The 25,301-nt window shown below is 70.5% G+C and carries 17 protein-coding genes and 5 pseudogenes; 16 read left to right on the forward strand and 6 right to left on the reverse strand.

Annotated features, from left to right (window positions below; all coding sequences use genetic code 11):
* The 5 genes and pseudogenes from IE286_RS24365 to IE286_RS24385 form a co-directional block, all read left to right on the forward strand.
* Positions 1 to 167 (forward strand): annotated as a pseudogene (locus tag IE286_RS24365) (transposase family protein); the annotation flags it as partial.
* Positions 168 to 352: 185 nt separating this feature from the next.
* A complete protein-coding gene (locus tag IE286_RS24370; RefSeq protein WP_189798957.1) occupies positions 353 to 1,453 on the forward strand; it encodes an LLM class flavin-dependent oxidoreductase in 1,101 nt (366 codons plus the stop codon).
* A gap of 198 nt (positions 1,454 to 1,651) precedes the next feature.
* Positions 1,652 to 1,723: pseudogene (locus IE286_RS27415) on the forward strand (hypothetical protein); the annotation flags it as partial.
* 85 nt (positions 1,724 to 1,808) lie between these two features.
* The gene (locus IE286_RS27420; protein WP_229863635.1) at positions 1,809 to 2,216 is read left to right on the forward strand and encodes a hypothetical protein; all 408 of its coding nucleotides are present in this window, start codon (positions 1,809 to 1,811) and stop codon (positions 2,214 to 2,216) included.
* Positions 2,217 to 4,288: 2,072 nt separating this feature from the next.
* Positions 4,289 to 5,599 carry a tetratricopeptide repeat protein gene (locus tag IE286_RS24385; protein WP_443743033.1) on the forward strand — a complete coding sequence of 437 codons (1,311 nt, stop codon included), beginning with the start codon at positions 4,289 to 4,291 and terminating at the stop codon, positions 5,597 to 5,599.
* Between the two features lie 142 nt (positions 5,600 to 5,741).
* Here IE286_RS24385 and IE286_RS24390 read toward each other — a convergent pair.
* Together IE286_RS24390 and IE286_RS24395 are read right to left on the reverse strand one after the other, a co-directional pair.
* A pseudogene (locus IE286_RS24390) lies at positions 5,742 to 5,837 on the reverse strand (IS5/IS1182 family transposase); the annotation flags it as partial.
* Positions 5,838 to 5,870: 33 nt separating this feature from the next.
* Positions 5,871 to 7,256, reverse strand: a complete 1,386-nt coding sequence (locus IE286_RS24395; protein WP_189798932.1) for a hypothetical protein — start codon at positions 7,254 to 7,256, stop codon at positions 5,871 to 5,873.
* A gap of 280 nt (positions 7,257 to 7,536) precedes the next feature.
* On the opposite strand from IE286_RS24395, the gene IE286_RS24400 reads away from it, so the two are divergent.
* Both IE286_RS24400 and IE286_RS24405 read left to right on the forward strand, forming a co-directional pair.
* On the forward strand, positions 7,537 to 8,229 hold the full coding sequence (locus IE286_RS24400) for a nuclease-related domain-containing protein (protein WP_229863559.1): 693 nt from the start codon (positions 7,537 to 7,539) through the stop codon (positions 8,227 to 8,229).
* A 467-nt stretch (positions 8,230 to 8,696) separates the two neighbouring features.
* Positions 8,697 to 9,329, forward strand: a complete 633-nt coding sequence (locus IE286_RS24405; RefSeq protein WP_189798934.1) for an HAD family hydrolase — start codon at positions 8,697 to 8,699, stop codon at positions 9,327 to 9,329.
* Here the strand turns inward: IE286_RS24405 and IE286_RS24410 are convergent.
* Complete coding sequence (locus IE286_RS24410) at positions 9,315 to 10,607, reverse strand: helix-turn-helix domain-containing protein (protein ID WP_189798935.1); 1,293 nt, start codon at positions 10,605 to 10,607, stop codon at positions 9,315 to 9,317. The genes IE286_RS24405 and IE286_RS24410 overlap by 15 nt on opposite strands.
* Before the next feature lie 216 nt (positions 10,608 to 10,823).
* On the opposite strand from IE286_RS24410, the gene IE286_RS24415 reads away from it, so the two are divergent.
* The 7 genes from IE286_RS24415 to tpg all read left to right on the forward strand — a co-directional run bounded on the left by IE286_RS24415 (position 10,824) and on the right by tpg (position 18,698).
* Positions 10,824 to 11,000, forward strand: a complete 177-nt coding sequence (locus IE286_RS24415) for an FxLD family lanthipeptide (RefSeq protein ID WP_189798936.1) — start codon at positions 10,824 to 10,826, stop codon at positions 10,998 to 11,000.
* A gap of 79 nt (positions 11,001 to 11,079) precedes the next feature.
* Positions 11,080 to 13,005: a lantibiotic dehydratase family protein gene (locus IE286_RS24420; RefSeq protein ID WP_229863562.1), complete on the forward strand. Its 1,926-nt coding sequence runs from the start codon at positions 11,080 to 11,082 to the stop codon at positions 13,003 to 13,005.
* Positions 12,980 to 13,117, forward strand: coding sequence for a hypothetical protein (locus IE286_RS27425; RefSeq protein ID WP_229863565.1), 138 nt, complete (start codon positions 12,980 to 12,982; stop codon positions 13,115 to 13,117). Before IE286_RS24420 ends, IE286_RS27425 begins: the two co-directional genes overlap by 26 nt.
* Positions 13,114 to 14,181 (forward strand): lanthionine synthetase C family protein, encoded by a 1,068-nt coding sequence (locus tag IE286_RS24425; protein WP_189798937.1) that lies wholly within the window; start codon positions 13,114 to 13,116, stop codon positions 14,179 to 14,181. Before IE286_RS27425 ends, IE286_RS24425 begins: the two co-directional genes overlap by 4 nt.
* 131 nt (positions 14,182 to 14,312) lie before the next feature.
* Positions 14,313 to 16,277 carry a methyltransferase, FxLD system gene (fxlM, locus tag IE286_RS24430; RefSeq protein WP_229863584.1) on the forward strand — a complete coding sequence of 655 codons (1,965 nt, stop codon included), beginning with the start codon at positions 14,313 to 14,315 and terminating at the stop codon, positions 16,275 to 16,277.
* A gap of 4 nt (positions 16,278 to 16,281) precedes the next feature.
* Positions 16,282 to 17,379: a hypothetical protein gene (locus IE286_RS24435; protein ID WP_189798939.1), complete on the forward strand. Its 1,098-nt coding sequence runs from the start codon at positions 16,282 to 16,284 to the stop codon at positions 17,377 to 17,379.
* Positions 17,380 to 18,140: 761 nt separating this feature from the next.
* Entirely contained in the window at positions 18,141 to 18,698 is a 558-nt protein-coding gene (tpg, locus tag IE286_RS24440; RefSeq protein WP_189798940.1) for a telomere-protecting terminal protein Tpg, read from the forward strand.
* Positions 18,699 to 18,775: 77 nt separating this feature from the next.
* Here tpg and IE286_RS24445 read toward each other — a convergent pair.
* Positions 18,776 to 21,515: pseudogene (locus tag IE286_RS24445) on the reverse strand (helicase associated domain-containing protein).
* Positions 21,509 to 21,842 (reverse strand): annotated as a pseudogene (locus IE286_RS27975) (transposase); the annotation flags it as partial. The pseudogenes IE286_RS27975 and IE286_RS24445, both read right to left, overlap by 7 nt.
* 621 nt (positions 21,843 to 22,463) lie before the next feature.
* Between IE286_RS27975 and IE286_RS24455 the strand changes: the two are divergent.
* Complete coding sequence (locus IE286_RS24455) at positions 22,464 to 23,198, forward strand: hypothetical protein (protein ID WP_189798941.1); 735 nt, start codon at positions 22,464 to 22,466, stop codon at positions 23,196 to 23,198.
* A gap of 488 nt (positions 23,199 to 23,686) precedes the next feature.
* On the forward strand, positions 23,687 to 24,481 hold the full coding sequence (locus IE286_RS24460) for an SDR family NAD(P)-dependent oxidoreductase (RefSeq protein ID WP_229863596.1): 795 nt from the start codon (positions 23,687 to 23,689) through the stop codon (positions 24,479 to 24,481).
* Positions 24,482 to 24,750: 269 nt separating this feature from the next.
* Here IE286_RS24460 and IE286_RS24465 read toward each other — a convergent pair whose 3' ends face one another.
* Positions 24,751 to 25,296, reverse strand: a complete 546-nt coding sequence (locus IE286_RS24465) for a TetR/AcrR family transcriptional regulator (RefSeq protein ID WP_189798943.1) — start codon at positions 25,294 to 25,296, stop codon at positions 24,751 to 24,753.
* Positions 25,297 to 25,301 lie beyond the last annotated feature (5 nt).

The raw sequence follows: 25,301 nt of genomic DNA on the forward strand, positions 1-25,301 counted from the left end.
CGTGACCCAGCGCACGGTCAACCGCGCGCCGGCCCGGGCCCGGGCACCCGTCGAGCGAGGCATGGCACGGCTGAAGTTCCTGGCGGATCATCCGCAGAGCCCGGTGCAGCCCCAACCGCATGACGTCAATCGCCGCAGCCATCCTCACACTGGAGAGGCAACGCTGAAAAAGCTCACTGGACGGAAATGCGGGGCCGCCGGCTCAGCGTTGCCGGAGAGGGGCCGTGTGTTCCGCTGCGAGCGGTCGTCGTCGGGTCGCTGGATGCGGTCGGGACCTGGGGCTCCCGCCGTGACTGGATTGACGTGCGTGCGCGGCCACTGGACGGCCGTGCCACCGACCTGGGAGGACACCGTGCCGCCGAGCTCGAGACCACTGCGGAAGCTGGGCTTTTTGACCATCGGTCTCTTCGACGGCGCCGATCCCCGTCCCGGCCACGAGAACACACTGAAGCTCATCGAACTCGGCGAACAGCTCGGTTTCGACAGCGCCTGGGTGCGCCACCGCCACCTGCAGTACGGCATCTCCTCGCCGGTGGCGGTACTGGCCGCCGCCTCGCAGCGCACGAGCCGCATCGAACTCGGCACCGCCGTGATCCCGTTGGGCTGGGAGAATCCGCTCCGGCTCGCCGAGGACCTGGCCACCGTCGACCTGCTCTCCGGCGGCCGGCTCAACCCCGGCGTCAGCGTCGGGCCGCCGATGCACGCCGACCGGGTCCTCCCCGCGCTCTACCCGGACACCGCGAAGGCAGAGGACTTCAGCTTCGAGCGGGTGCGGCGCCTGCTGTCCTTCGTGCGCGGCGAACCCGCCACCGACTTCTCCGGCGCGGAAGGCTTCGAGGTGTACTCCGCCCGCGTCCAGCCGCACTCTCCCGGGCTCAGCGGCCGCATGTGGTACGGGAGCGGCAGCCTGCGGTCCGCCCGGTGGGCGGGGGAGAACGGCATGAACCTCCTGCTCAGCAGCGTCGTCAAGGTCGAGGAGCCCGCCGGGGGCTCCGGCGAGGCCGGCAGCTTCGAGGATTCCGGTGACAGCGCAGACACCAGGGGCTCCGGAACCGGGGGCTCCTTCGACTTCGCCGCCATCCAGCTCTCCCACATCCGGGCCTTCCGCGCCCACCACCCCGACGGGGAGCACGCACGCATCTCGCAGGGGCTCGTCGTCATCCCGACCGACACCGCGACGACCGCGCAGCGCGAGAAGTACGAGGCGTTCGCGCGGCAGCGGTCACCGCGCACCAGCACACCGCAGGGGCCCGCGCGCCTGCTTTTCGCACGCGACATCGTCGGCACCTCGGAGCAGATCGCCGAGCGACTGCACGCGGACCCCGCCTTCCGCGAGGTCGACGAGGTCGCCTTCGCGCTGCCCTTCACCTTCGAGCACGAGGACTACGTGCAGATCCTCACCGACATGGCCACCCGTCTGGGGCCGGCGCTCGGGTGGCGGCCTGGAGGGTGAGCACCCGGCGCCCTCGGCCGCCCACCTGGCCTTCTGCGCCGGCCTCGCCCCGACAGCACCCACGGGGGCGAAACCGTCGCCGTCCGTACCAGCAGCGGCTTCTCCTTCCTCGTCCCCGACCAGCAGGGCACGGTGACCGCGGCCATCGCCATGACGGCCCTGGCCGTCACCCGCCGCAAGCAACTCCCCTTCGGCGAGATGCGCTCCACCCAGACCGAACCCGGGACCCGCGGCTTCGTCGGCGGCACCAGCGACCCCACCGGCCTGGTCCGCCTCGGCGCCCGCGCATACGACCCCGCCCTGGGACGCTTCCTCTCCGTCGACCCCGTCATCGACCTCGACGACCCGGCCCCGGATGAACGCCTGCTCCTACGCCCACAACAGCCCGGTCACCCAGTCCGACCCCGGCGGCCTCCGTCCCGACGGCCCCGCCGGCGGCGCCTGCTGCAACGACACCCGCTGGGGCGAGGACTGCGGCATGTCGGTCGGCTGCACCCTGAAGAACGGCCACTGGGTCTGGCAGCAGACCCCGCTCAAGGACAAGGAATCCCGCAAGAAGTACGCCGCATACCGCGCCAACCCCAGCACCTGCAAGGTCTATCACTACAACGCGAAGGCGGCAGCCCGCGCCAAAGCCCAAGCTCTCGCCAGGGCCAAGGAACGGAAGGCTAAGGCTGACAAGGAGCGCCGCAAGAAAGAAGGAATATTCGGCAGCCTCGTGAAGGGGCATCTCAGTGATGCCTGGTTGAACACCAAGGAATAAGTGACAGACAAGCACTGGCTGATTGACAAGGGTGTGAAGATTCTTGCAGCGACCGGGACGGGTCTATGTATCACCCTGGCTCCGTGCGGCGTTGGACTGTTTATCGTGGGCGCTGGCGCACTCTTCGCTGGCGGGCTCGTTGCACACTACGCTCTGTCCTCTCCTGAGGAACGCCGTCAAGGAGTATCTACGTTTCTTGTATGTACGGCGAAAGCTGAGGGAATGGGGATAGTCGCCGGAAGTCTCTGTGGTAGGGGGATAGGTGGCTGCGTCGCCCTGCGGCCTAAGGCCGGCTTGCCTCTGGAAGGAGTCCCTCGTGCTAGCCTCGGAAAGGCTGCTCTGGGTGTCTACGACGAACTGTGATGGATTGGATGTTCTAGCGCATGTCTGAACGGTCATATCCCCGTGTCATGAAGGGCTGGAGCAATCCTCCAGTTGCATGTCCTGACAATGAGTGGATGTCGCAGTCGGAAGCAGCCCGGGAGCTTGGTATCTCCATTGTGCGTGTGGGATGGCGAATAGCCTGTGGGTACTTGACTCCCGCGCACAACAGCAAGCACGAGGCGGGCGTTACGCGTACGAGTGTTGAGCTCGATCGTGATTGGCTTGCGGCCGCTTCATGGAAATCAAAGAGCTTCCGAACCTTCAAGGGGCTCGTTAGGTGGATTTAGGCCGTTTCTTTCGGATCACCGCGCGGACCAGATGAAGATGGCAGCGACGTGGAGTCCGGCCAGGTTGCCGTAAGAAGGAAGGGATATTCGGGTGGGTTAAGAAGGGAGTCAACGCCGCACACAATTTCATGCAAAAACACAGTACGCTTCTGGGGTGGGTTGGTGTTGGTCTCGGCGTCGCCTCGATGATCACTCCTCTGGGATGGTACGTCACGACAGCAGCATTGGTCGGCGGATTCGTGTTGGGGGCTGCGACGACAGCAGACGCATGTGCGTCTAAGCAGTGAGGCAGCTGCGCTATGGGGGCTGCCAGTCTGGGTATGGCTGGCGCGGGGTTCGGTGCCGAAAAGATTGCGGCCTCGATGCTTTGCGAAGCCGTTGGCGCACCTCTTCACTGGCGTGTCCTCCTGAAGGGAGGGGCGATGATGAACCGAGGGCTGGCTCATACGGCGAATGCGAGTTCCGTCGGTTACTCGATTATCGGAACCGTAAGTGGAGGGAATTTGGGGAGCAGTGATCGTGTGGAGGACGAGTAGCGTGACTGGCCACAGGCTTCCTTCTGTGCAGGCTCTTACTGAAGTGCGGCGAATTCCATGGCGTGTCAAAAGGCGCTTGCGTCGACAGCGGAGAAGGGGTGCGACAGGCATCCTCCTGTATGCGGATATCAGGGAACCTGTGCGGAGCCCAGTGTACAAATTGGGTATTGTGGTACTACGGAAAGACGGCGCCGAGCTCTGCAATGCAAGTCGTTCGGGGAGGAGGTTGCGGTGGGTCGAACTCAAGCCCGGGAAACATGAAGTAGAGTTCATGGTCATAAGATTGAGTGAGGCTAAAAGGAGCGAGTGATTAATCTAGGGGAGGGTGATATTCTCGTGGTGCTATGTGATCCGATTCAGTCCAATGTTTTCTATAGGCGCAGCAGAAAATCTGACTCCTGGTTTATTGGACTAGTTGCACGGTGATTGGCGGCTCGCCATAAGGGATGCGAACCTGGAGCGTGTCTCTCTGATGGGTTGGTCGGTCGATCGGGTGTGTCTGTAATTAGTAATCACCGATCCGATGTAGGACCGGATCGAGCCGTTGATGCCGGCCGATCCGGTTCGTGGACGGCGGTGCGCCGATCAGCGCGGCACGCTCGGAGAGTGAGCAGGACCGCCGGGCGGTCGCCCGACATGCCCGCGCGCTCGCCGAATACGCCCTGTACGAGCGGCTCGGCCGCCTCAGGGAGCTGGCCTCGGCCTCCTGAGTAGACGCCCGGCGTAGCACCCGTTACGGCGAGACATGCCGTGGCTGGGGCACGAGCCGGGCTGTCGACTCCGCTCGCACGCACCGCCCGCTGCGGCCCGTGAGCGCGCACTCTATGTCGGTGCCCTGCGCCATGCTGTCCCGGACGAAACAGCCATGGAGGGGGAAGCCGTGGCGTTCCGTGCCGTACACGAGCAGTGGGGACGGTCTTCGCGCATCTGCCGGACCTCGCGTGCGGCAGGAGCTGGGAGGACGTCCACCGGGTGCGGCCGGCCGCGCCGCTGCGGTGCGACGAGTGCCGGCACCCGGTGCACGCGAAGGTCTCGCCCACGGGGCTGCACTTCTTCGCCCACGCGCCCGGCGCCCCGCAGTGCGCGAGCGCTGGCGCACCACCTGCTCAAGCTGGAGCTGTCGACGGCGGCCCGGGAGGCCGGCGCGCGCGTCGAGCTGGAGGTTGCCGGACCCGAGGGAGCGTGGCGGGCCGACGCCATGGCCACCGATCCGGGCGGGCAGTGGCGGATCGCCCTCGAAGCGCAGCTCTCCCCGATCACCCGCGAGGAGATCCAAGCGCGGGCGGCGCGGATGCTGCAAGACAAGGTGCGCTCGGTGTGGTCCTCCGACCGGCCCCGGCCCCCGTGGCTCGGGACGGTGCCCTCGGTGCGCCTGGAGCCGGCCGACGGCGGCGGCCTGGACGTCGCCGAGGGCCGGGCGAGGTTCACCGCGGGCCGGTGGGACGCCGGGCCGCGCGCGCCGCTGGCGCACTTCCTGCACCGGGTGTTCGCCGGCCGCATCGTGCCGCACCCGCGGCAGCGGCCCACCGCGTACCCGCTGCAGGAACTGGACACGGTCTTCACGGCCCCGCACTACGTCCGCCAGGCCCGCGCCCACTCCAAGGCCGGCGAGGCCGAGGCCGCCTACCGGGCGATCGACGCCGCCTTCGCCGCCTGCGACCGCGCCGGGCCTGCTGCGCACGACCTGCCCTCGATGTACTGGATGACCCACGGCGAATGCCACGAGGTCGCCGCCTCGTGCGCGCTCACGCTCGGCGAGCCTGCCCGCGCGCTGGAGCACTTCGACGCCGCTCTGCGGCACGGAGACCCCTACGACACCACCACCGAGGCCCGCGGCGCAGGCATTTACCTCGCCCGCCAGGCCGAGGCTCACCTCGCACTCGGTGACATGGACGCTGCCGTCGACGTCGCCGAACGCGCATCGAACAACTCGGCGGAGCCGACTCCGCCCGCGGCACCAGTACCCTGGCCGACCTGCGCGGACAGCTCGCCGCTTACCGCACGGCCCGCCCCGTCGCCGACTTCCTCGACTCCACCGCATAGGTCCCGTCCAAGCGCAACCCACAGCTGCCCGACCGTCTGCCCACCCGGGGCGTCGGTGAGGTGTTCGGGGCTTTGCCACGGCGCAGCACGCTGTCGAGGTAGCGGGCCAGTGCGCGGGAGCCGGGGGGCGTAGCGGTACTTGGCTTCGATGACGTCCCGGGGGACGTCGCGGCGCTGGGAAGCGCGGACCGCGCCCCGGTGCATCGAGTGGCCGGTGTAGCGGGGTAGGGACTGGAGCAGCCGCCGCCGGCGTCGCAGGGCGGCCCGGCACGTCAGGTCCGGGGCCTGCCCGGGCCGGTGCGGGGAACGCGGATGCGGGCCATCACCGTCTCAAGGGCGGGTGCGTCACCGGTCTGGCCTGCGGTGTCGGCTCCGGCCCGCTTCCGCCCCGCGTACGGGGGCTGTCAGTCGGTGTCCTGGTGTGGTTCGAGCAGCGCGAAGTATGTCTCGCGCTGTGTGTCGGTCAGGTCACCGTCGAGGGAGAGCGCGGTGCGCAGTGCGCGCAGGGTGCTCGCTGCCGGCACCGACCAGGTGAGGTGGGCGTGCCGCTGGATGTCCCCGATGGTGGTGTACGCCTCGGCGGGGAAGCACCGGATGTACCAGTCCAGGGTCCTGGCGACCGAGGGCGTCAGGGTGAGGTGCCACCAGCGGTCCTCGCCCTCGTCGTGCGTGTCGTCGGCGTGCATCTCGACGGACTCGGCGAAGTCGTTCATGACCGCGGCCCGCACGGTGTGTCCCAGGTGCTCGGTGGGGACGATGTCGTCGAGGCTGACCGCCACCGACCAGGCCAGCGCGTCTGCGACCTCGGCCACGGATTCCTCGTTGCGATGCCGCAGCACCCACCGCTTGCGCAGGTCGGGCCGGCCGAACAGCGCGTGGCGGAAGTCGGCGGCGAACCGGCCGCGTACCTCGGCCGCCCCGGGGGAGAGGCTGTCGGGGTCGCCGGCGGACATGGCGGACTTGACGCCGGCGTACGAGCGCTGACGCGCCTCCACCCAGTCCTCCGCCACGGCCCGGGCCCACTGGTCGCGGCCGCCGACGGTGGCCTGCGGCAGCGGCACTTCGGAGTTGCCGCGCGAGATGTAGGCCCGCAGTGTCGAGGCGGTGATGCCGCCGAGTTCCGCCATCTCCGGGGCGCCGATCAGCTGGGTGCCGGTCAGTTCCGGGCTGGAGACGTCGACCACGCACTGCTTCAGCGGCAGGGTGCCGTCCCGCTCCTGGTGGTGGGATGCCCACAGCGCCAGGTGGTCGAGCCAGTTGTCCGGCCGCGGGGCGTCCGGGTCGAAGGTGGCCACCTTCCCGATGTATGCCTTCGCCGGGTCGGCGCGGCCGTCGAGCATGTCCGCGACGCTGACGGTGACGGCCATCCGGGCTTTGCGCCGCTCGAAATCCTGCGTGACCGGGTCCCATACCTGCCCGGGCCGGTACCACGTCTCGCCGTTCCACCAGTAGCCGCCGGCCCGGAACAGCAGCTGCTCGCCGTCCCACTGGCTGTGCAGTGAGGAGGTGTCGGTGTCGCGCACGAGCAGCACGGTCCGGCCGTGGACGGGGTGGTGGCGCACCGCCCAGCCGAGGGTGTGGTTGAGCGGGTCGGTGGTGAAGGCGCGCCAGCCGCCGCCGGCGCGGTTCTTGTCGAAGCGGCCCCACATGTCCGGGCCTTTGTTGCGGCCGACAGCCTCGATGGCCTCCGGGCCTTCGTCGAGGGGGATGTGGGAGTCGTCGATGAACGGCAGGCCCGGCACCGGGTGGTCGGTGCGCAGGCCATTGGCAAGCGGAAGAACGTGACCCAAGGTTGATTCCCTGTTTCGCTGGGAGTGCTGCACACTTTGTGCAGCACTTACCTACCCCCCTTGTGCATGCTCTCCAACCTTTTCGTGCAGCGAAAACCAGCCATTTCCCTGTTCGGTACCGGGACCTTGCTGACCGCAGCAGCGCGGGCTTCCCTGGCTCGCGGACTCTTCTGCACGGTGTCACCGCCCACCACTACCGTCCTGGTGAAGGACCTGACGAGGGAGGGGTGTCATGGCAACGGCCGGGTACCGGGGCGGTGCGGGCGCGAGCGCACGACGGATGGCAGACGTTGCGCGGGCCGCCGAGCGGGCGGCACAGCATCGGCGGGCCAAGGTGGTGCTGCCGCCTCTCACGGCGGCCGCCACGGTGGTCGGCTGGGCTGTAGCGACTGTGGGGACCTGGCAGCTCGGCTTGGTCGCCGGGCTCGGCGTTGCCGGGCCGGGCGTGTGGCGGTTATACCGGCGGTCTCGCAACAGCTGGGCGGTGGGCGCCGCCGGCGAGGTCCGGACGGCGCGGCTTCTGGCCCCGCTCGTCCGCGGGGGCCACGCCGTAATACTTCACGACCGGGCCGTCCCGGGGAGCCGTGCGAACCTGGACCATCTGGTCTTCACGGCCACTGGCGCGTTCTACATCGACACGAAGAACTGGACGTCGAACAAGTCCCGGCTGACGGTGCGGGGCGGCATCTTGTGGTACGGCCGGTATGACCAGTCCCGGGCTTTGCAGACGGTGGGGTGGGAGGCCGATCAGGCGGCGCGTGCGCTGGGCGTCCCGGTCCGGCCGGTCGTCGCCGTGCACGGGGCGAAGGTCCCGGCACCGCACGGCCGGCTCGAACTGCAGGGCGTGACCGTGGTGGAGGCGAAGCGGCTGCGCGGACTGCTCCGGAGCCTTCCACCCCAACCTGGGTGGGACACGGCGCGGATGGCGTCGTTGGGGCAGCTGGCGGAACGGACACTGCCCCCGGCTTCCTGACGACGGACAGCAGGTAGGACTCGGCCACCTCTGGTCCGCCCGGTGATCCGAACGAAACTGCCTAGGTCAGCCGCACGCGCGGGGCGGGGGCTGCCGGCACTAGCGGGCACTCGGGCCCTGGTCCTCCTGCATGACTGCGCCGCGGCGGCGTGCGTACCAGCGCAAAGGCCGCATCGGGGACCGCTCGGTACGACACCGGCGGCGCCACCCGCTCCGCGGCACGAGCACACTTGTCCAAGCCTCGCTCAACAGCTCCGGGCCTCTAGCCTCTACCGTGTCGACCGGCCGTGCACGGGCCCGCCCCGCTCACGGCGACGACGCAGGATGGCGAGCAGGACGACGCGCCGGCATCTGGCGAGGTGAAGTCACCCCAATCCCATCAAGAAGCCGCCCCGGGTTCTGGCAGTGTTGCGGCCACTCTTTCTCCGGTGCTGCCTCAACTCCCGCACGCTCCGTACGCTTTTCGGATGGCGACGACAACAGACTCCAGGTACACGGGGCTGATCTTCGACTTCTTCGGAGTCCTTACCTTCAACATGGTCGAGGTGATCTCCTACTTCGAAGACCGGGAGGGGATCGCGCGAGGGACGTTTCTCCGTGCCTGGGCGGACCCCCGGGGGCAGGAGCTGTTCCGGAAGCTGGAACTCGGCAAGATCACGCAGTCCGAGTGGAACAGTGGGTTCGCTGCCCTGATGGGCGTCGCGCCCGACAACCTGATGGCCCGGTATCTCCATGACGCCTTTCCGGCGCACCAGGTGCTCAGCGTGGCCCGGCAGGCACGGGCGGCCGGGATCAGGACCGCGGTGTTGTCCAACAGCCTCGGCCGGGAGCCGTACGACCCCTACGCCGGGTTCGACTTGCACGGCACGTTCGATGAAGTCGTGCTCTCCGCAGAGCACGGAGTGCGCAAGCCCGATCCTGCCATCTTCCGTCTGGTGCTCGACAAGCTCGGCGTGCCGGCCGAGCGGTGCCTGTTCGTCGATGACAGCGAAGAGAACCTCAAAGCCGCCCACAGGCTCGGTATCACGCCGCTGCTGGCGCTGGACGAGAAAGTAGTGGCGAGGCGTCTGCGTGAGATGCTGGGCCTAGCCGACGTGTAGGAACTCCCGCACCGCGGCGTGCGCGGTGTGCGGCGCCAGTTTCTCGCGGAGCACCTTCAGCTCCATGGCCGAGCGCGCAGAGTCCACCGAGCCGAGACACCTGGCCGCGTGGCGTGCGGTGGCGACCGCAGCGTCCAGATCGTGCATGGCGAGATGTGCCTCGGCCGCGCGAGCGAGGTAGATCGCGTGGCTGCGCGGGTACTCCTCGGCGCCCGGGTATGCCGCTTGCATGCCCGCTTCGAAGCGGCGCAGCGCTTCGGCGGGATCGCCGAGCTGTAAGGCGGACGAGCCTGCGATCATCTCGATCTCGCCGTAGTCCACCCAGTACAGGGTCTTCGGGTCGTCGTCGTGGGGGCCTTTGTCCAGCGCCTTGCGGGCGAGGTCGAGGTGCCGGGCGCACTCCTTCTTCGCGCCGGTTTTCGACAGGGCGCGGGCGGTGCGGGCCGCCAGCATGGCGTGCATCCGCGCAGTGGCCTTCCGTCTCACCTGCTCTTGTGCTGTCTCCAGCAGCGACACGGCGCGCTGTGCCTGGTGGGGGGTGGAGTAGCACTGGATCGCGGCGAACGACAGTGCGTACGCGCCGCTGACCGGATCGCCGGCCTCGGCGGAGGCCCGGAAGGAGCCGTCGAAGAACCGCTGGGCGATACCGGGGCGGCCCTGGTCGAACGCGGCCCATGCGACCTGCCGGGCCGCTTCCGACGCCATCGAGTACAGGTGGTCCAGCGCCGGGCCGTGGTAGCGGCGTGACTTGATCTGCGTGACGATCAAGGACAGTTCACTGCGGGCCAGCTGGTACACCTCGCCGCTGCCCAGCTCGTCGTCCATGTGCCTCAGGTAATCGAGCCGGTCGTCGATGTGGGCCAGCAGCGCCGGGCCGCCTGGGACCGCTTCGTGTGTCCCGCCCGCGCCGGCCGCCCCAAGCGCTGTGGACCAGCTGCTGGCCGAGAGGGAGAGCGCCACCGCGGCCGAGAGGATCCCTCTGCGATCCACGCTGCTTCCCTTCAGCAGGTCGGTCAGAACGCTCAGACTTCCCGGCTGGTCCCACGCCCCCGCTGTGGCGGCCACGGAGCCGGGCTCGTGCAACGCCGCCGCGAAGGCGCCGCCGGTCTTCAGCACTCGATCGTAGGCGGCAGCGACCGCCGGGGTCACCGACCTGTTCCCGTTCTCGACATTGCGCAGGTACGCCTCGCCGAACCCCGCCTCACGGGCGAACCTCGCCCAGACCATGCCGGATGCCCTGCGCGCCTGTCGCATGCGGTCGCGGAGCTGATCAGACATCGGGGACCACCTCGCTGCGTGGGATCGGTGCTGGATCGGTGCACGCCATTGTCCAGCACAGCCGTCACGGTGTGTCATCAACTCGGCACGCGCGCAGAGAGCTTCATGCATCCCGCGCACCACCGCGGCCGGCGGTGCCACGCCACGCGGTAGCACCAGCCCTCTGGCTGCACGCCCACCTTTGCAGTGCCTCTCTCTCACGGAACAGGAGCAGTGATGAGCACGCAGACGATCGAGTCGGTCAGCAACCCCGAGTCCGAGCCGGACGACCCGTTCCAGCTCGACATCACCTTCATCGAGAACACGCCGGCCACCGAGACGGTGCTGACCTGCAGCACCGGCGACAACTGCGGTTCCTCCTGCCCGAGCGCCTGCTCCGGCTCCACGGTGTAACCGGCCCAGCCCAGCCCCCCGCAGTGTGGGCTGGACGAAGCCCTCGTCCAGCCCACACCTCCGCTCAGGAAGGAGGGTCATGACACGCTCCCGACACAGCATGTACCGGAGTGCCGGCGAAGGGGTCCTGCGCGCGGCCGCGCACGCCACCGGGCCGGACATGCCGCCCTGGCCGGGACCCGACGCACAGGCCGAGCACTGGCGCTCGTGGCTGGCCGCGGTGTGGGCCGATGACACCTTCCGCAAGACCGTCTCCGAGGCCAGCCCGGATCTGAGCTGTCAGGTGCAATCCATCATCGGCGGACGGGCGCACAAGGCACGCCGCATCCGGCGCGCGGCCCTGGCCACCGCCCGGTACGCGATCAGGTACACCAGCCGCTCGGCCCCGTTCGGCCGGTTCGCGGGTGTCGCGCCGCTCGAGTTCGGCGACAGGACGCATGTGCGGGTCGGGGACCGGCACCAGGCGGTGTGCCGGCCGGACCCGGTGGCGCTGGACACGGCGATCAGCCACTGGGAGATGGACAGCGCGCGGATGTCTAACGTCGAGGTCTGCGTCAACACCCTCGCCCAGCAGCGGGGCGGGCGCGTCTACATCCCCTCCGAGGGCGCCTCGGAGTTCTCGCTCGCGCTGACGCCCGCTCTCGCGCTGGTCCTCGACGCCGCCCGTACACCGATCCGGTACGGGGTTCTGGCGGAACGGCTCGCCGCCGAGTTCCCGGACACAGCCGAACGTCACCGGGCCGGGATGCTGGCGCAGCTTCTGCGGGTGCGGCTGCTGCGGTCCTCGCTGCGCGCTCCGGCCACCGTCACCGATCCGACCGAAACCCTGCCGCCTGCTCTGCGGGAAGCGACCCGGACCCGTGTGACTGCGCCGGATCTGCGGCTGGACGCCACGGTGCGGCTGCCGAAGGAAGTGCTGGCGGAGGCGGAGACCGCCGCCACGGTTCTGACCCGGCTCGCCATGCATCCGGCGGGGACCCCTGCATGGCGCCGCTACATCGAGCAGTTCGCCGACCGCTACGGCGAAAACGTCGAGGTGGCATTGCTCCTGGTGACAGACCCCGAGCGAGGCCTGGGATTGCCTGAGGGGTTCGGCGGCGTGTCCGAGCCGCCCCGCCCGATGACCCGGCGGGACCGGCTGTTGCTGGACCTCGCCGGCACCGCCGCGCTCGAAGGCCGCACAGCGGTGACCTTGTCCGGCGCGATGATCGAGGAGCTGGAGGCGGCGGCCGGGCAGCGCGTGATCAACCCGCCTCATCTCGAACTGTGCGCGCAGCTCCAGTCCCGCTCGACGCGTGCTCTGGAGCGCGGTGACTTCCGCCTTCGGGTGTCCACCGCCTCCCGCGCGGCGGGCTCGTTCGCGGGCCGGTTCTGGCACCTGTTCCCGTCGGCCGGCGCCGGACATGCCGCTCTGCCCACGGTCGAGCCGGGCGCGGAGCTGGCACAGTTGTCCTTCCACGCCGGCCGCGTCCGGGCGGATCTGCTCACCCGCGCCCCGCAGGTGCTGCCCCGGCTGGTCAGCGTCGGGGAGTTCCGGCACCGAACGGAGGGGGTGCTGTTCCCGTCCGATCTGGCCGTGGGGTACAGCGACGGCCGCCTCTACCTCGCCGAAGCCGCCACCGGCAGACGGCTGGAGCTGCTTGCGCCGACCGCCATCAACTTCGTGTGGAACAACTACACCCCGCCCCTGGCCCGGTTCCTCGCCGAGATCAACCGGGCTGTCGCACCGCAGGTGTCGTGGTTCGACTGGGGCGCTGCCTGGACGCTGCCCTTCACCCCGGCACTGCACTACCGGCGGACGATCCTGGCGGCAGCACGCTGGAAGCTGCGGGCCCGCGATCTGCCCGGCCGCACCGCCTCGCGCGATGAGTGGGCCGGGCAACTGCACGCCCTACGGGGACGCGTCGCCATGCCGGAGCGCGTGCTGCTGGCCGAGGACGACCAGCACCTTGCCGCTCGACCTGCGCCAGGACATGTCCGTGGACCTGCTGCGCGCCCACCTTGAGGCCAGCCCGACCGGGGTCGCGGTGCTGTACGACGCGCCGCCGCCGGATGCCGACGGATGGATCGGCGGGCGGGCCCACAGCATCGTCATCCCGCTGAAGGCGCGCTCATGACGGCCGCGGCAAGCCCGCCCAGGACGCAGGAACTCTCCGAAGGCGCACTCGGGATGGCGCTGCTGCACATCGAGCGCGATGACCTCCCCGCCGCGCGACGCAGCCTAGCCCAGGCCGTTGCGGGCGGCGTCAGCACCGGCCGCAACGCGTCGTTGTTCCACGGCGCCCCGGCGCTGGAGTTCGTGCTCGGCCGCGCCGGGCGTACCGACCTGGCTGTACGGGACGCCGTCGACCGTGTGGTGGCCGCCCGGCTGGCCGCAGCCCGCAGGCGGCAGGCGGCCGGGGCCCTGACGCATCCCGCGGAGTTCGACCTCATCCGCGGCCTGACCGGACTGGGCGCGCTCCTGCTGACCCGCGGCGAGCCCTCGCCGCTGCTCCGTGCGGTGCTGGCCTACCTGGTCTCTCTGGCCCGGCCGGTCCGTGTCGACGGCCGGCAGCTGCCGGGATGGTGGTCGGCGGCCGGGCCCGCCCACCAGGACACGCCCGGCGGACACAGCGACAACGGCGTCGCACACGGCATCGCCGGTCCTTTGGCGGTGCTCTGCCTCGCCGACCGGCACGGCGTCCAGGTGCCCGGGCAGCACGATGCCGTCGACGTGTTCGCGCGCTGGCTGGACACCTACGGTGGCTGCTACTGGACCACCTGCGACCAGCTGGCGTGCCCACCTGAGCCGGCACCGGCGCGACCGTCCTGGTGCTACGGCCGGATCGGCATCGCCCGCACTCAGCAACTGGCCGGGATCACGCTGACAGACCCCGCCCGCCGACGCGCGGCGGAAGACACCGCCGTACGCACGCTGACCGATCCGGTCCTCCTCGGGCTGATCACCGACGCCTCGCTGTGCCATGGCTGGGCCGGCCTGCTGACCGTCACCCGCGCCATGGCCGACGACAGCAGCACTCCCAACCGGTTCGCACCACTGATCGAACAGCTCACCCTGCGCCTCGCCGCCAGCTTGGACCAGCTGCCCAAGCCCGGATTCATGGAAGGTGGTACCGGCGCACAGCTGGCACTGGACGGCACCGACACGACGAAGTGGACCCGTGCCCTGCTGATCACCTGACACCTTCTCCCACCGGCCGATCCGAACCCGACCGACCAGGAGCGCCCACGACCATGGCCGAAGACCTTCCTGCACTGCCCCCCGAAAGGGACTGGTGGCACGCCAGTGTGTCCTTCCCCGACGGAAGAGGAGTGCCCCGACAGGCCGCCCAGGCGCTGTCGTCCGCCCTGTCCGACCAGCGATTCCACTTCCTCCGCAAAGACGGGGGGCTACGTCTGCGCACCGAACACCCCGCGGCCGACGTGCTGGACCGACTCGTCGCCGACGGCCAGGCCAGCGGCTGGACCGGCGGTGTCTACGAGCCGGAGACCGAAACCTTCGGCGGCCCCGAAGGCATGGCCGTCGCCCATGACCTGTTCTGCGCGGACAGCCGCGCCGCCCTGGAGCAGACCGGCCTCCCCGGCGCCAGAGAGCGCTGCGTCCTGCTGCTTTCCAGCATGATCCGGTCGGCCGGCCTGGACCCGTTCGAGACCGGCGACGTATGGGCGAAGATCGCCTCCCTGCGGCCACCCGTCACCCCGCCTGCAGGCCCGGCCCTCGACCGGGCGATCACGGCCATGCGTCGCCTGATGATCGCGGACGCAGCCCGGCGCCCGGACGCCGAACCGGGCTGGAGGGAGCGCGTCGCCGCATTCGAGGACGCCGGCCGCCGACTGAGGCGGATCGCCTCCAAGGGGCGCCTGAGGCGAGGACTGCGCGCCGTCCTCGCGCATCACGCAATCTTCGCTTTCAACCGCGCCGCAGTACCCGCCGACGAGCAGGCAGCCACCGCATGGCTCGGCCGTCACCTCGCCTTTTCCGAAAGGGGGACAGCCGACGTGTTCACCGGCCGGCCCACCTCTCCGGACCGTAGCCTCACCCGTGTGGAGAGCAAACTGACTACCGACCCCGCTGAACTGCGCGACGCACTCGTGAACCGCTTGATCGACAGCGGCCACCTGCGCACCCCCGGCGTTATTGCCGCCTTCCGGGCGACCGAGCGCCACCGGTTCCTGCCCGGCGTCGACCTCCAGGCCGCGTACGCCAACGACGCCGTGCCCATCAAGCACGACGCGACAGGCGAGATGATCTCCTGCATCTCAGCGCCCTCGATCGTCGCCACCCAGCTGGAGCAGGTCGGCGCCGAAGCCGGGCACAAGATCCTCGAAGCCGGCGCGGCCACGGGCTACAACGCCGCCCTCCTCGGCCGCCTCGTCGGCCCCGGCGGCCACGTGTGGACCATCGACGTCGACCAGGACCTCGTCGACGGCGCGAACAAGAATCTCGCCGAAGCCGGGGCCACGAACGTCACCGCCGTCCTGGGCGACGGCGCGGCGGGCCTTCCCGAGCACGCCCCCTACAACCGCATCCAGTTCACCGTCGGCGCCGGCGACGTCCCCGTCCGGATCCTCGACCAGCTCGCCCCCGGCGGACGCCTGGTCCTCCCGATGCGGATCCGCGGCAGCATCTCCCGCTCCTTCGCCTTCGAACGCGACGGCGACACGTGGAGGACCGTCTCCTGCGAGATGGCCACCTTCGTGCCCCTGCGCAAGGGCGTCTGCGACGACATCTACACCCTCGTGCCCCACGACGGCGAGGGCAACGTGCGCCTGGAGACCTTCAGCGAGCAGCAGGTGGACCGCGAAGCGATGCGCACCGTCCTGGACCAGCCGCACACCACGCTCTGCACCGGCGTGAAGTTCCGCAAGGGCGAGCCCTGGGAGTGGATGTACCTGTACCTGGCATGCGTGCTGCCCAACGGCCTGTCCCGCATGCCCGGCCTGCGGCCCGGCTACGCCCCGAGCTTCGGCTGGGGGGCCATGGCCGCCCTCGACGGCGACACACTCGCCTACCTGACCCAACGCCAAGGCGTGGACGAGCAGGGCACGTTCTGGGAGGTCGGCGTCACGGGCCACGGCCCTCACGCCGCCGAGCTCGCCGACCACGTCGCGACCGAGATCGGCGAGTGGCACCGCGGCTGGGGCAACGACGCTCCTGAGCCCGTCTTCCGCATGGCCGTCGGTGACGCCCGCGACCGGCTGACCGCGACCGAGCCGCGCTTCGTCATCGACAAGGCCTACAGCCGGCTTGTCGTCGACTGGCCACGCAAGGACTGAGCCGATGATCCCGCCGATAGCCGGCCGCATCCCGCTGGTCCGCCGTGCCAAGAAGCCCGCGCTGCCGCTGGACGAACGCCTCGCCCTCCTCAGCAGGATGACTGTCGCGCCCGCAGGTGCGGCCCACTGCGACCTGGTGGCCCGCGCCTGCTCGGTCCTCAACTACGCCGCCCTCATCGCCTCCGACGTCGGCATGCCCGCCCTCGCAGCCGACCTGTGCTGGAGGCAGCACCAGGTCTTCGCCGACGCCGGACAGCTCACCGGCGACATCGCGGTGATGTCGCTCATGCCGATCATCAACATCTCCCGGCTGCTGACCCGCGAGGGCGACGGCGAAGCCGCCTACGACGTACTCATACGGCTCTACCGCGCCGCCCAGAAACGCGGCACCACCGCAATCCGCGGCCACACCGTCGACCTGGCCAGGCTGATCAACACCGACGCGGACCACCAGACCCTCTGCAAAGAGCTGTGGGTCACCGTCCTCGTCGACGGCGCCAGGGCCCTGGCCCGCGCAGGCCGCTGGACCGAGGCCGCCGACGCCATGACCGCACACCGGGGCATCGGCAACCGCCTCCTCGACGGACGCCAGATCAAAATCATGTCGCTGATGAAACGCGGCCTCACCCAGCAGGCCCGCGACGTGATCGACTCCACCATCCCCACAGAACCGTGGGAGAACGCCGTCGCCGGCCTGCTGCGCATCTGCTGCCGGCCCGCGACCTCACCCCCACCGCAGTTAGAGCTCGATCTCGTCCTGGAGGAAGCCCTTGCGGTGCTCACCCCGCCCGACCGTGAGACCGCCGTATTCCAGACCCGCGTCGGACTGACCGCGCTCGAACTCGCCCACGACCACACCAGCCGCCACGGCGCCCGCCTGGCGCAGGCCATCGCCGATGTGGCGAGGCTCGACGCCTACGCCGCCCGCGACGTCCTGGACCACCCCGCCGCCCGCTCCTGCCTGAGCAGTGAACACAGACGGCAACTCGACGCCATACTCACCGCATCAGGGCTCGGTGCGGGAAACCTCCCGCACACCCACATGCGCGCCCTGACCGAAGCCGTGGACAAAGCCGAAGTCTCACTCCGCGCCCTCCTGTAGCTCCGCTGGACATCGGGCATGGCGGGCAGCCAGGTGGTGTCCACCCCGCTCATGAGCACGGCGGTTCCGGACCATCATCGCCGTCGTGCTCACCGCATCGCCCTGGTGGCGTGGATGATCACCGGCTCGGGCTGTTCCCCAGCCCGACTCGTCTGACGGTCCGTCATGGGTCTACTCGGAGACTGGACGCGCCTCATCTGCAAGGAACGCCGCCTCGCCGAGCGCATGCATATCCGGTGTTTACCGGGATGCGCGAGAGATCTGCTCAGCTCGCGAACCCGTGACTCCGAAGATTTCGCCGACCTGTTCCCAGGTGCGTCCCTGCTTCAGCTCCAGGGCGATGCGGGCGCGGACGCCCTTGAAGTCCCACGGCGAGATCGCCCGCCGCCAGAGGCGTGGCGGCGAAGTTGCCCGAGGCTCCTTGTGCGGACCGGGACGCCCAGCGCACGGGCCGCCTGGTCGGCCTCCCACACCACCGTCTGCAGGGCCCGGGAGCCGGCACGCTGAACGACCGCCGGCACCCAAACAGACCCTCAAGGAGTACCGCTACTTCCGCGGCATCGACGGAGCCGAAGTCAAGGACCACGAAGGCACCGCGGTCACCGACCACCCCGCCTTCGCCGGCATGACCCGCGAAGAGGCCACCTTCAACGGTGACGGCGGCAAGCTGGAGACCACCACCAGCTACACCCCCTGGCACAGCGACGCCACCGCCACCCAGGCCCGCACAGGCGAGCAACCAGAGAAAGGAGGAGACGGCTATGGGCCTGTTCGCGGACGGTCTGGACGCCGCGGTGCGCAAGGCGTTCACCCGCCCCGTGCCGAGGAGCGCTCCGGCGCGGATGCGCTTCCTGGTCCGGCAGCTGAAGGGCACCCGAGCGGTCGCCGAGCTGCTGGGCGTCTCCCAGCGCACCGTCGAACGCTACGTCAAAGGCCAGATCCGGCAGCCGCGCCCGGATCTCGCCGCCCGCCTGGAGCGCGAGGTGACGAGGCGCTGGCAACCGCGGGTGCGGGCACGCGCCCGGCAGCAGGCGGCCACGACCGGCGGGATCGTCATCGACACCCGCGCCCGCATCGGCTACACCGCCCCCATCGGCACCACGGACGACGCCCGGCTTCGTCATCTGACCGTTGCCCTGCCGCCCCGCTACGCGGCCCGTCTGTTCGACGCCCAGGAGGCGGGGGCGGGGGAGCGGCGGTTGCAGCAGATCGCCGCCGAGGGCCTGAAGGAGATCTACTTCCAGGACGACGGCCGCCGCGCCGGCGACCTGGAACAGGTCCGCTTCACTGACATCGAGCACGTCGAGTTCGAGCTGTAGCAGCCGTTAGGCCGCGAGCCCTGGACCGATGTGGTCCAAGGCTCGCTCGTGTTCCCGCCTCTGGCTCTCCTGGCTGGTCAGGCCCATTCCATGCCGAGCTTGTGTAGTGCGTCGCGTTGTTCCGGGGTGAGTTTGCCGCGCCGGGACTTTGTGTTGGAGACCCACACGCCCAGCTTCACGGCAACCGGCTCCGCCTTGCCGTCGATGGTGATCTGTTCGACGTGTCCTCGTGGCACGGGCCGGGTGCCTTCCCGTTCCACCCATTGGGTGAGGGCTGCAAGTCCGCGCTGGAAGGCTTGCTGTGCCTTGCTCGGACCCTTGGCCGCGCGTGTGGCCGCGGGGGCGCGAGACGGCGCCTGAGCGGGCTGGATGCCCAGGGCGCGCAGCCGTTCCTGCTGCTCGGGCATGAGCCGGGCCCAGGTGTCCGGCTGGCGTTGCTGCGTAAGCCATCGGCTGATGTCGTCGCCGTCGATGTGGGTGCCGGGCGGGATGCCGCCCGGCACGCCCGGCCCGTCGGGCCCGCCTGGCCGGCCGGGCCTGTGCGGCCCGCCGGGTCGGCTGGGCCTGTGCGGCCTGTCTGGCTGGCTGGGCCCGTCCGGCCTGCCGGGCTGTCGGGTGACGAGCTGGGCGAGGTGGCGGTAGTGGCGTTGCCAGTCCAGTGGCCAGGGACAGTCCCAGTCGGGGGCGATCGCGGCCAGCTGCGCGGCCCGCCGCGCCGCCCGCCCAGGATCTTTGCCGAGCCCGTTCTTCGCTCCCTTGCGCCGCAGGTTGGCGATGTGCTGCCCGACCGGCACGAGTGTCCCGTCGGCGGGGTCGGCCCAGACGGCGTCCTGCCGGGGGGGCGAGGTGGCCGGTGGCCCGCCGGTAGGAGCGCAGGACGGCGAGTTTGCGTTCCCAGGCTTCCTCGCCCGGCTCCCACACCATCCCCGCCTCGTCCAGCAGTTCCCGCCGGTGGGGGTCGAGTTCGCCGGCCCGCAGCGCCTTGCGCTGCTGGTGCACCCACCGCCCCAGCGGAAACACCGATACCCCCGCCTTGACCTCGGTGTCGTAGGGCACGGCACACAGCCCGGTGACGCCGTGCTCCTCACGCCAGTGCAGGAGGGCTTGGTAGCCGGTCAGCCAGGCCAGGGATTCCGGCCGGTACACCCGCGTGCGCAGGAACGCCGCGATCGTCGCCGGATCCCGCGGACTGGAGAAACGCAACAGCACAGACCCCGCCCCGCCGCCGCGTTCCCTGCCCGCGCCGCCGTCGTCTTCGCCCGCGCCGCCGTCGTGCTCCTGACCCTCACCGCCGGCGGCGATGATCCGGCCCTCGGCATCGCGCCGCACGTGCACCTTCCGCGTGCCGCGGGTCAGTCCCCGGGAGGCGAGCTGTTCGACCAGGCGTTCATCGTGCGCGCGCAATCCCTGGAGCACGGCCACGAGCGGCCGGTAGGAGGCGGAGGCGATCATGCCGGCCGGGTCCTCACCCGGCTCGAGGAAGACGGGCACGATGATCCGCGCGACCTTCGCACTCCCATCCGGACTGGGCCGCAGCGCGCGGCCGATGTTCTGCACAATCTCCACCTGCGACCCGCGGGTGTCGGCGAAACACACCGCCTCCACACCCCGCTCGCCGGTGATGTCCACCCCCTCCCCGAGCACCCGCACCGAGGCCAGGAACGCCCGGTGCACGCGCCGGCCCGCCGCGTCGACGCCGTTGGCGAACTGCCGCAGCACCGCGCGCCGCTCGGACACGAGGTGGTCGCCGCACAGCCACGCGGCCCAGACCCGATCCGCAGGGACATGACGGCCGGGCTCCAGCTCGTAGAAGGACGCCCCGATCGACGACACCGGCAACCCCGCCTCCGCCGCCGCCAGAGCCTCGTCGGAGACGTCCTCGGCATACAACCGGGCAGCCGTCTTCGGAAGCTGCTCCGCGAAAACCGCAGCCTCCTCCACCCGCTGATGAAACGTCATCACCGTCCGCAGATTCCACCGCGCGGCATGCTCCAGCAGCGCCGTCTGCAACAGCGCCAGCCGCCGGCCACGCCGCGCCTCCTCGGATTCCCCGGCAACGGGCGAGGGGTCGTGGATCTCCAGGACGTCGATCTCGAACCCGGCAAGAGTCCCGCGTTCGATCGCCTCCGAGAGCCCGAGTTCGGCGATCCACGGCCCGAAAGTGCCGTCCGGGTCGTCGGCCATCGACGCGATCTCCACCTCCCGCCCGCCTGGCCCGGCCCCTGGCCGGGGCGCCGCCAGGATGCGCGGGGTCGCCGTGAGGTAGAGCCGGTAGCCGGCCGGGATCCGGGCGTTGTCGTGGATCGCCGCCCACGGCCGCCCCAGATCCCCCGCCGTACCGTGCGCCTCGTCCACCACCGCCAGATCGAAGCCCGCCATCCGCTGCCCGTACAACCGCCCACCACCGGCCAGAGCCGCCTCCAAAGGCCCGGGGACCGTGCCCTGGCCGGTCGGGTCCTCCGGGTCCTCCCGGTCCACCAGAGAGGCATAGGTGGCCAGGACGACCACCGGCCCCAACCCGGCCCACAACGCGAGCCGAACCGGGTTCGTCGTGGTGCGCACGCCCAGCGACGCGAGCACCGGATCGTTCTCCAGCGAGCACACCCCCACCATCCGCCCCCGATGCCCCACCCGGCGCCAGGCCTGGGCGGTCTGCACCAGCAGGTCCAGCGTGGGCACCGTCACCAGAATCCGCCCGCGGGGGAAGCACTCCAGCGCACACGCGGCCGCCGTGATCGTCTTGCCCGACCCAGTCGCCGACACGATCGTGCCCCGCACCCCACCCGCGGACACCGGAGACCGTGCAGGAAATCCCACCCACTCGGTCCGGTCAGTGGCCCCCTTTTGCGGCTCTGAGGCTGACGGAGTCGATGGCGCACCGCGACCAGTCCAACTCCCCTCGGGCGCCGAGCTCGTCCACGAGAGTTCGGCGCAGCCGGGCCCAGACCCGGTCCTGGCTCCACCGGGCGAAGCGCCGGTAGACCGTCGGCCAGGCCGGGCCGAACACCGGAGGCAACTGCCGCCAGGTGCACCCCAGGTGGCTACGAAGATGATCGCCGCCAGGCATTCGCGGTCACCCGCCCGCCGTCGGCCGCCGCCTTGCGGACGTATGACCTCCGTCGGCGGAACCACCCGCCGGAACAGCGTCCATAACTCATCCGGCCGCCGCCCATGGACCTTTGGCGTTGTTTGGGTATCCCCGAGCGCGTGGTGGCCGCCGCCGAGTGGGAGCCGGCGACTTGGGCTGACCCTGGCGGTGCAGGAGTCTGTCAGGGAGGAGCGCGGCGGTGGTGGCGTTGCGCGGGGTCGGGGTCGGGGCGGATGTGCGGTTCGCTCATCGGCGGCAGCGTGGATCGCGCTGAGCAGGGCATGGCTTTGGGGAGCTGGTTGCTGGGTGGGGGTGCTCCGGATCCGTTGGCGTGTGGCGTGCTACGGATCCGGAGCGGGCGGGGGATGGCGTCAGCTCAGTGTCTGGAAGTCGAGCCAGCCCCCGGTGCCTACCGCGGTGGGGGTTCCGTGGCCTGTGCTGGTCACGGCTGGGTAGAAGTACAGGCCTTTGCCGGTGTCGGGGCTGGTGGCCCACAGGTCGGGTTTGCCGTCGTTGTCGGCGTCGCCGTCTGATGTGATCAGTGGTCGGCTGGTGGTTGTCCAGCCGGTGCCGATCTGGGCGCGGGTTGTGCCGCTGCCGAGGCCTTCGCCGGCGGGTCCGGTGCCCGGGTAGTAGTACAGGTTACCGGTGGATGTCTGGCGGGCCAGGAGGTCGGCGTGCCCGTTGTTGTCGACGTCGCCGGGGGCGATGAGGTCGTAGCCGGACCATCCGCCGTTGCCGATGAGGACGGGCTCGTAGGTTTCGTCGAGGTAGTAGCTTGCGGCGCCGTAGTAGAGCCAGAGCAGGTTGCCTTCCTTGACGAGGAGGTCGGGGAAGCCCGGAACGTCCGCGGTGCCGTCGCCGTCGACGTCGAGGGGGCCGTCGACGTCACCGATGGCGATGATCTGGTCGGCGTCGGTCCAGTGGTTGTCGGCAGGATCGTAGACGCTGAGTTCCTGCCGGCCTGTGGTGCAGGTTCCGGTGTCGGCCTGTTCTCCTGGGGTGGTGCAGGCGTAGCCGTAGCCGTTGTTGGGGTAGAGCTGCAGCGTTTTGCTGCCGGTGGTGCCGGCCAGGGCGATGAGGTCTTCGTAGCCGTCGTTGGTCCAGTCGCCGGGCGGCGCACCGTCGGCGAGGGTGCCGGCAGGGCAGGGGCTGCGTCTGACGGGTCGTGGGATGGGGCGGGCTGCCGGCTGACAGCCGGGCGGGCCGGGAACGGGTCCGGCGGAAGCCGGGTCCGGCGGGGGTCATCCCTCCGGGAGGCTGAACACCGGCAGGAGGGCCGGCAGTGGCGGCAGCGGACTGAGCACGGCCTCCAGGCCCGCAGCGCCGGCCGGCGGCGCTTCCACGGCGGCGCCCAGGACGTCATCACGGCGGCAAGGGTGACGAAGCCGCCGAAGGACAGCGTGCCGTAGATCGCCGTCAGCGAGGTCTCCGGTTCCGGCGGGCAGTTGCCGGGGTCGCAACTGTCGGTCGCCATCCGGGACGGTCCGCCGCACAGCACGGCGGGCGGGGCGAGGACGAGCAGCAGCACCGTCGCGATCGTGGGTGCGGTCGACGCGAAGCGGTCCCGGCCGGACTCGGGCCGACGGGCGGGCCGGTCCGCGGGGTCCTGGACCACGGGGGCCCGGACCACGGGGTGCCGAGTTGTTCCGGAGGCAACCCTCCTCTAATGTGGAGGTGTAACTCCGCTTCATGGGTGTCATCGCCCGGCTGTCTCCTCGGGGCCGTCGTCGCTCGGCGCTCCTCGACCACGTGCTCCGCCTCTGCCTGCTCCCAACCTGCTCGCGCACACGTGCCGGCCACGGGTGTGACCGCCGAGACGCGCCCCGCATGAAGCCGTTCTGTGCTGGGTGTGCGCATCGCGACCCATGCCCGAGGAGAGAGGGACACAGCCGTGGACATGAAACTGACAGGCAAGCGGGCCCTGGTGACCGGTTCGAGCGCGGGGCTCGGTCAGGCGATCGCCGAGGCGCTCGCGCGTGAGGGCGTCACCGTCGTCGTGCACGGCCGGAACGAGGCGCGCGCCGGAGCCGTCGCCGACCGCATCGTCGCCGAGGGCGGCCGCGCGGAGGTGGCCGTCGGAGACCTGAGCACGGACCAGGGTGCCGGGGCCGTCGCCGACGAGGCGCTGTCCGGGGGCACGATCGACATCCTGGTCAACAACGCCGGGGCGTACGACCAGCTCGGCTGGACGGAGGCGACACCCGAGGTCTGGGCAGATACGTATCAGACCAACGTGCTCTCGGGCGTGCGGATGATCCGCAGCCTCGTTCCGCGGATGCGGGCGAGCGGGTGGGGGCGGGTCATCCAGATCGGCGGGGGCCTGGCCGTCCAGCCCAAGTCCGCGCAGCCCCATTACAACGCCTCGCTCGCCGCACGCCACAACCTCGCCGTGTCCCTGGCGCGCGAACTCAAGGGCAGCGGCATCACCTCCAACACCGTGGCACCCGGTGCGATCCTCACCGAAGCGGTCCGGGACCTGCTGTGGCAGATCGCTCCGGCGCATGGCTGGGGCGACACATGGGAGGAGATCGAGCGTGCGGCCGCAGAGAGCTGGGTGCCCAACGACGCGGGGCGGTTCGGGCGTCCGGAGGAGATCGCGCCCGCGGTGGTGTACCTGGCCAGCCCCCTGGCCGACTACATCAGCGGTGCCATGCTGCGGGTGGACGGCGGAACCGTCCGCTGCGTCGGCTGACACCCGGAACGGCTGGAGCGTCACACCGGTCACCGGCACCGGCCGGGCCGGGAGCCCCGGCCGGTGCCGGTGACCGGTGTGCACGCACACGTGAGCGGCGTCGGTGCCGCGCGCTGCCCACCGGGCGCCGGCAGGCGCACGGCGGCGTCGGGGGAGGGCCTGTCGGCCGGGCGTGTCCCGGCCGGCTCGTCATGCCGCCGAGGCCGGTGCGGCCGTGCCGGCTCTTCAGGCCGCCCGGGGGTGCTCAGGCCGCGCTTGCCGGCCGGTCGTCAGGCGGTGCCGAGGCCGCCGAGAAGTGTGGCGGTGACGAGATCGGCGGCCTGCGGGGCCTCCATGCCGGGGAATTGGTGGGCGGCTGCGTCGACGAGTCCGTCCAGGACTGCCCGTGCCCACTGCGGGTCGGTTCCGGCACGCAGGTGGCCCTCGTCGACGGCGCGCCGGACGAAGGCGTCGAGCCGGGCGCTCTGCTCCTCACGGCGGGCACTGGCCACCGGGTCCTTCTGCATCATGCGCCGCGTGTCGACGGGCCATTGGCGGCTCACGGGGACGATGCCCTCCACGTAGCGGTGGAGAGCGACGGGAACGGGAGCCTCCGTGAGGCGTGCCTCGTCCAGGACCTGTTCGGCGGAGTCGAGCTTGGCCTGGAAGACGGCACTGAGCAGTGCCTCGCGGCTGGCGAAGCGGCGGTGGACGGTGGTGCGGTCCACCCCGGCGGCAGCCGCGATGGCCGCCATCGATGTGCCCGGGTCCTCGGCCAGCAGCCGGGCCCCTGCCCGGAGCACAGCGGTCAGGTTGCGTGCGGCGTCTGCTCTCATGACCG

Source organism: Streptomyces thermodiastaticus, assembly GCF_014656135.1.
Lineage (GTDB): Bacteria > Actinomycetota > Actinomycetes > Streptomycetales > Streptomycetaceae > Streptomyces > Streptomyces thermodiastaticus.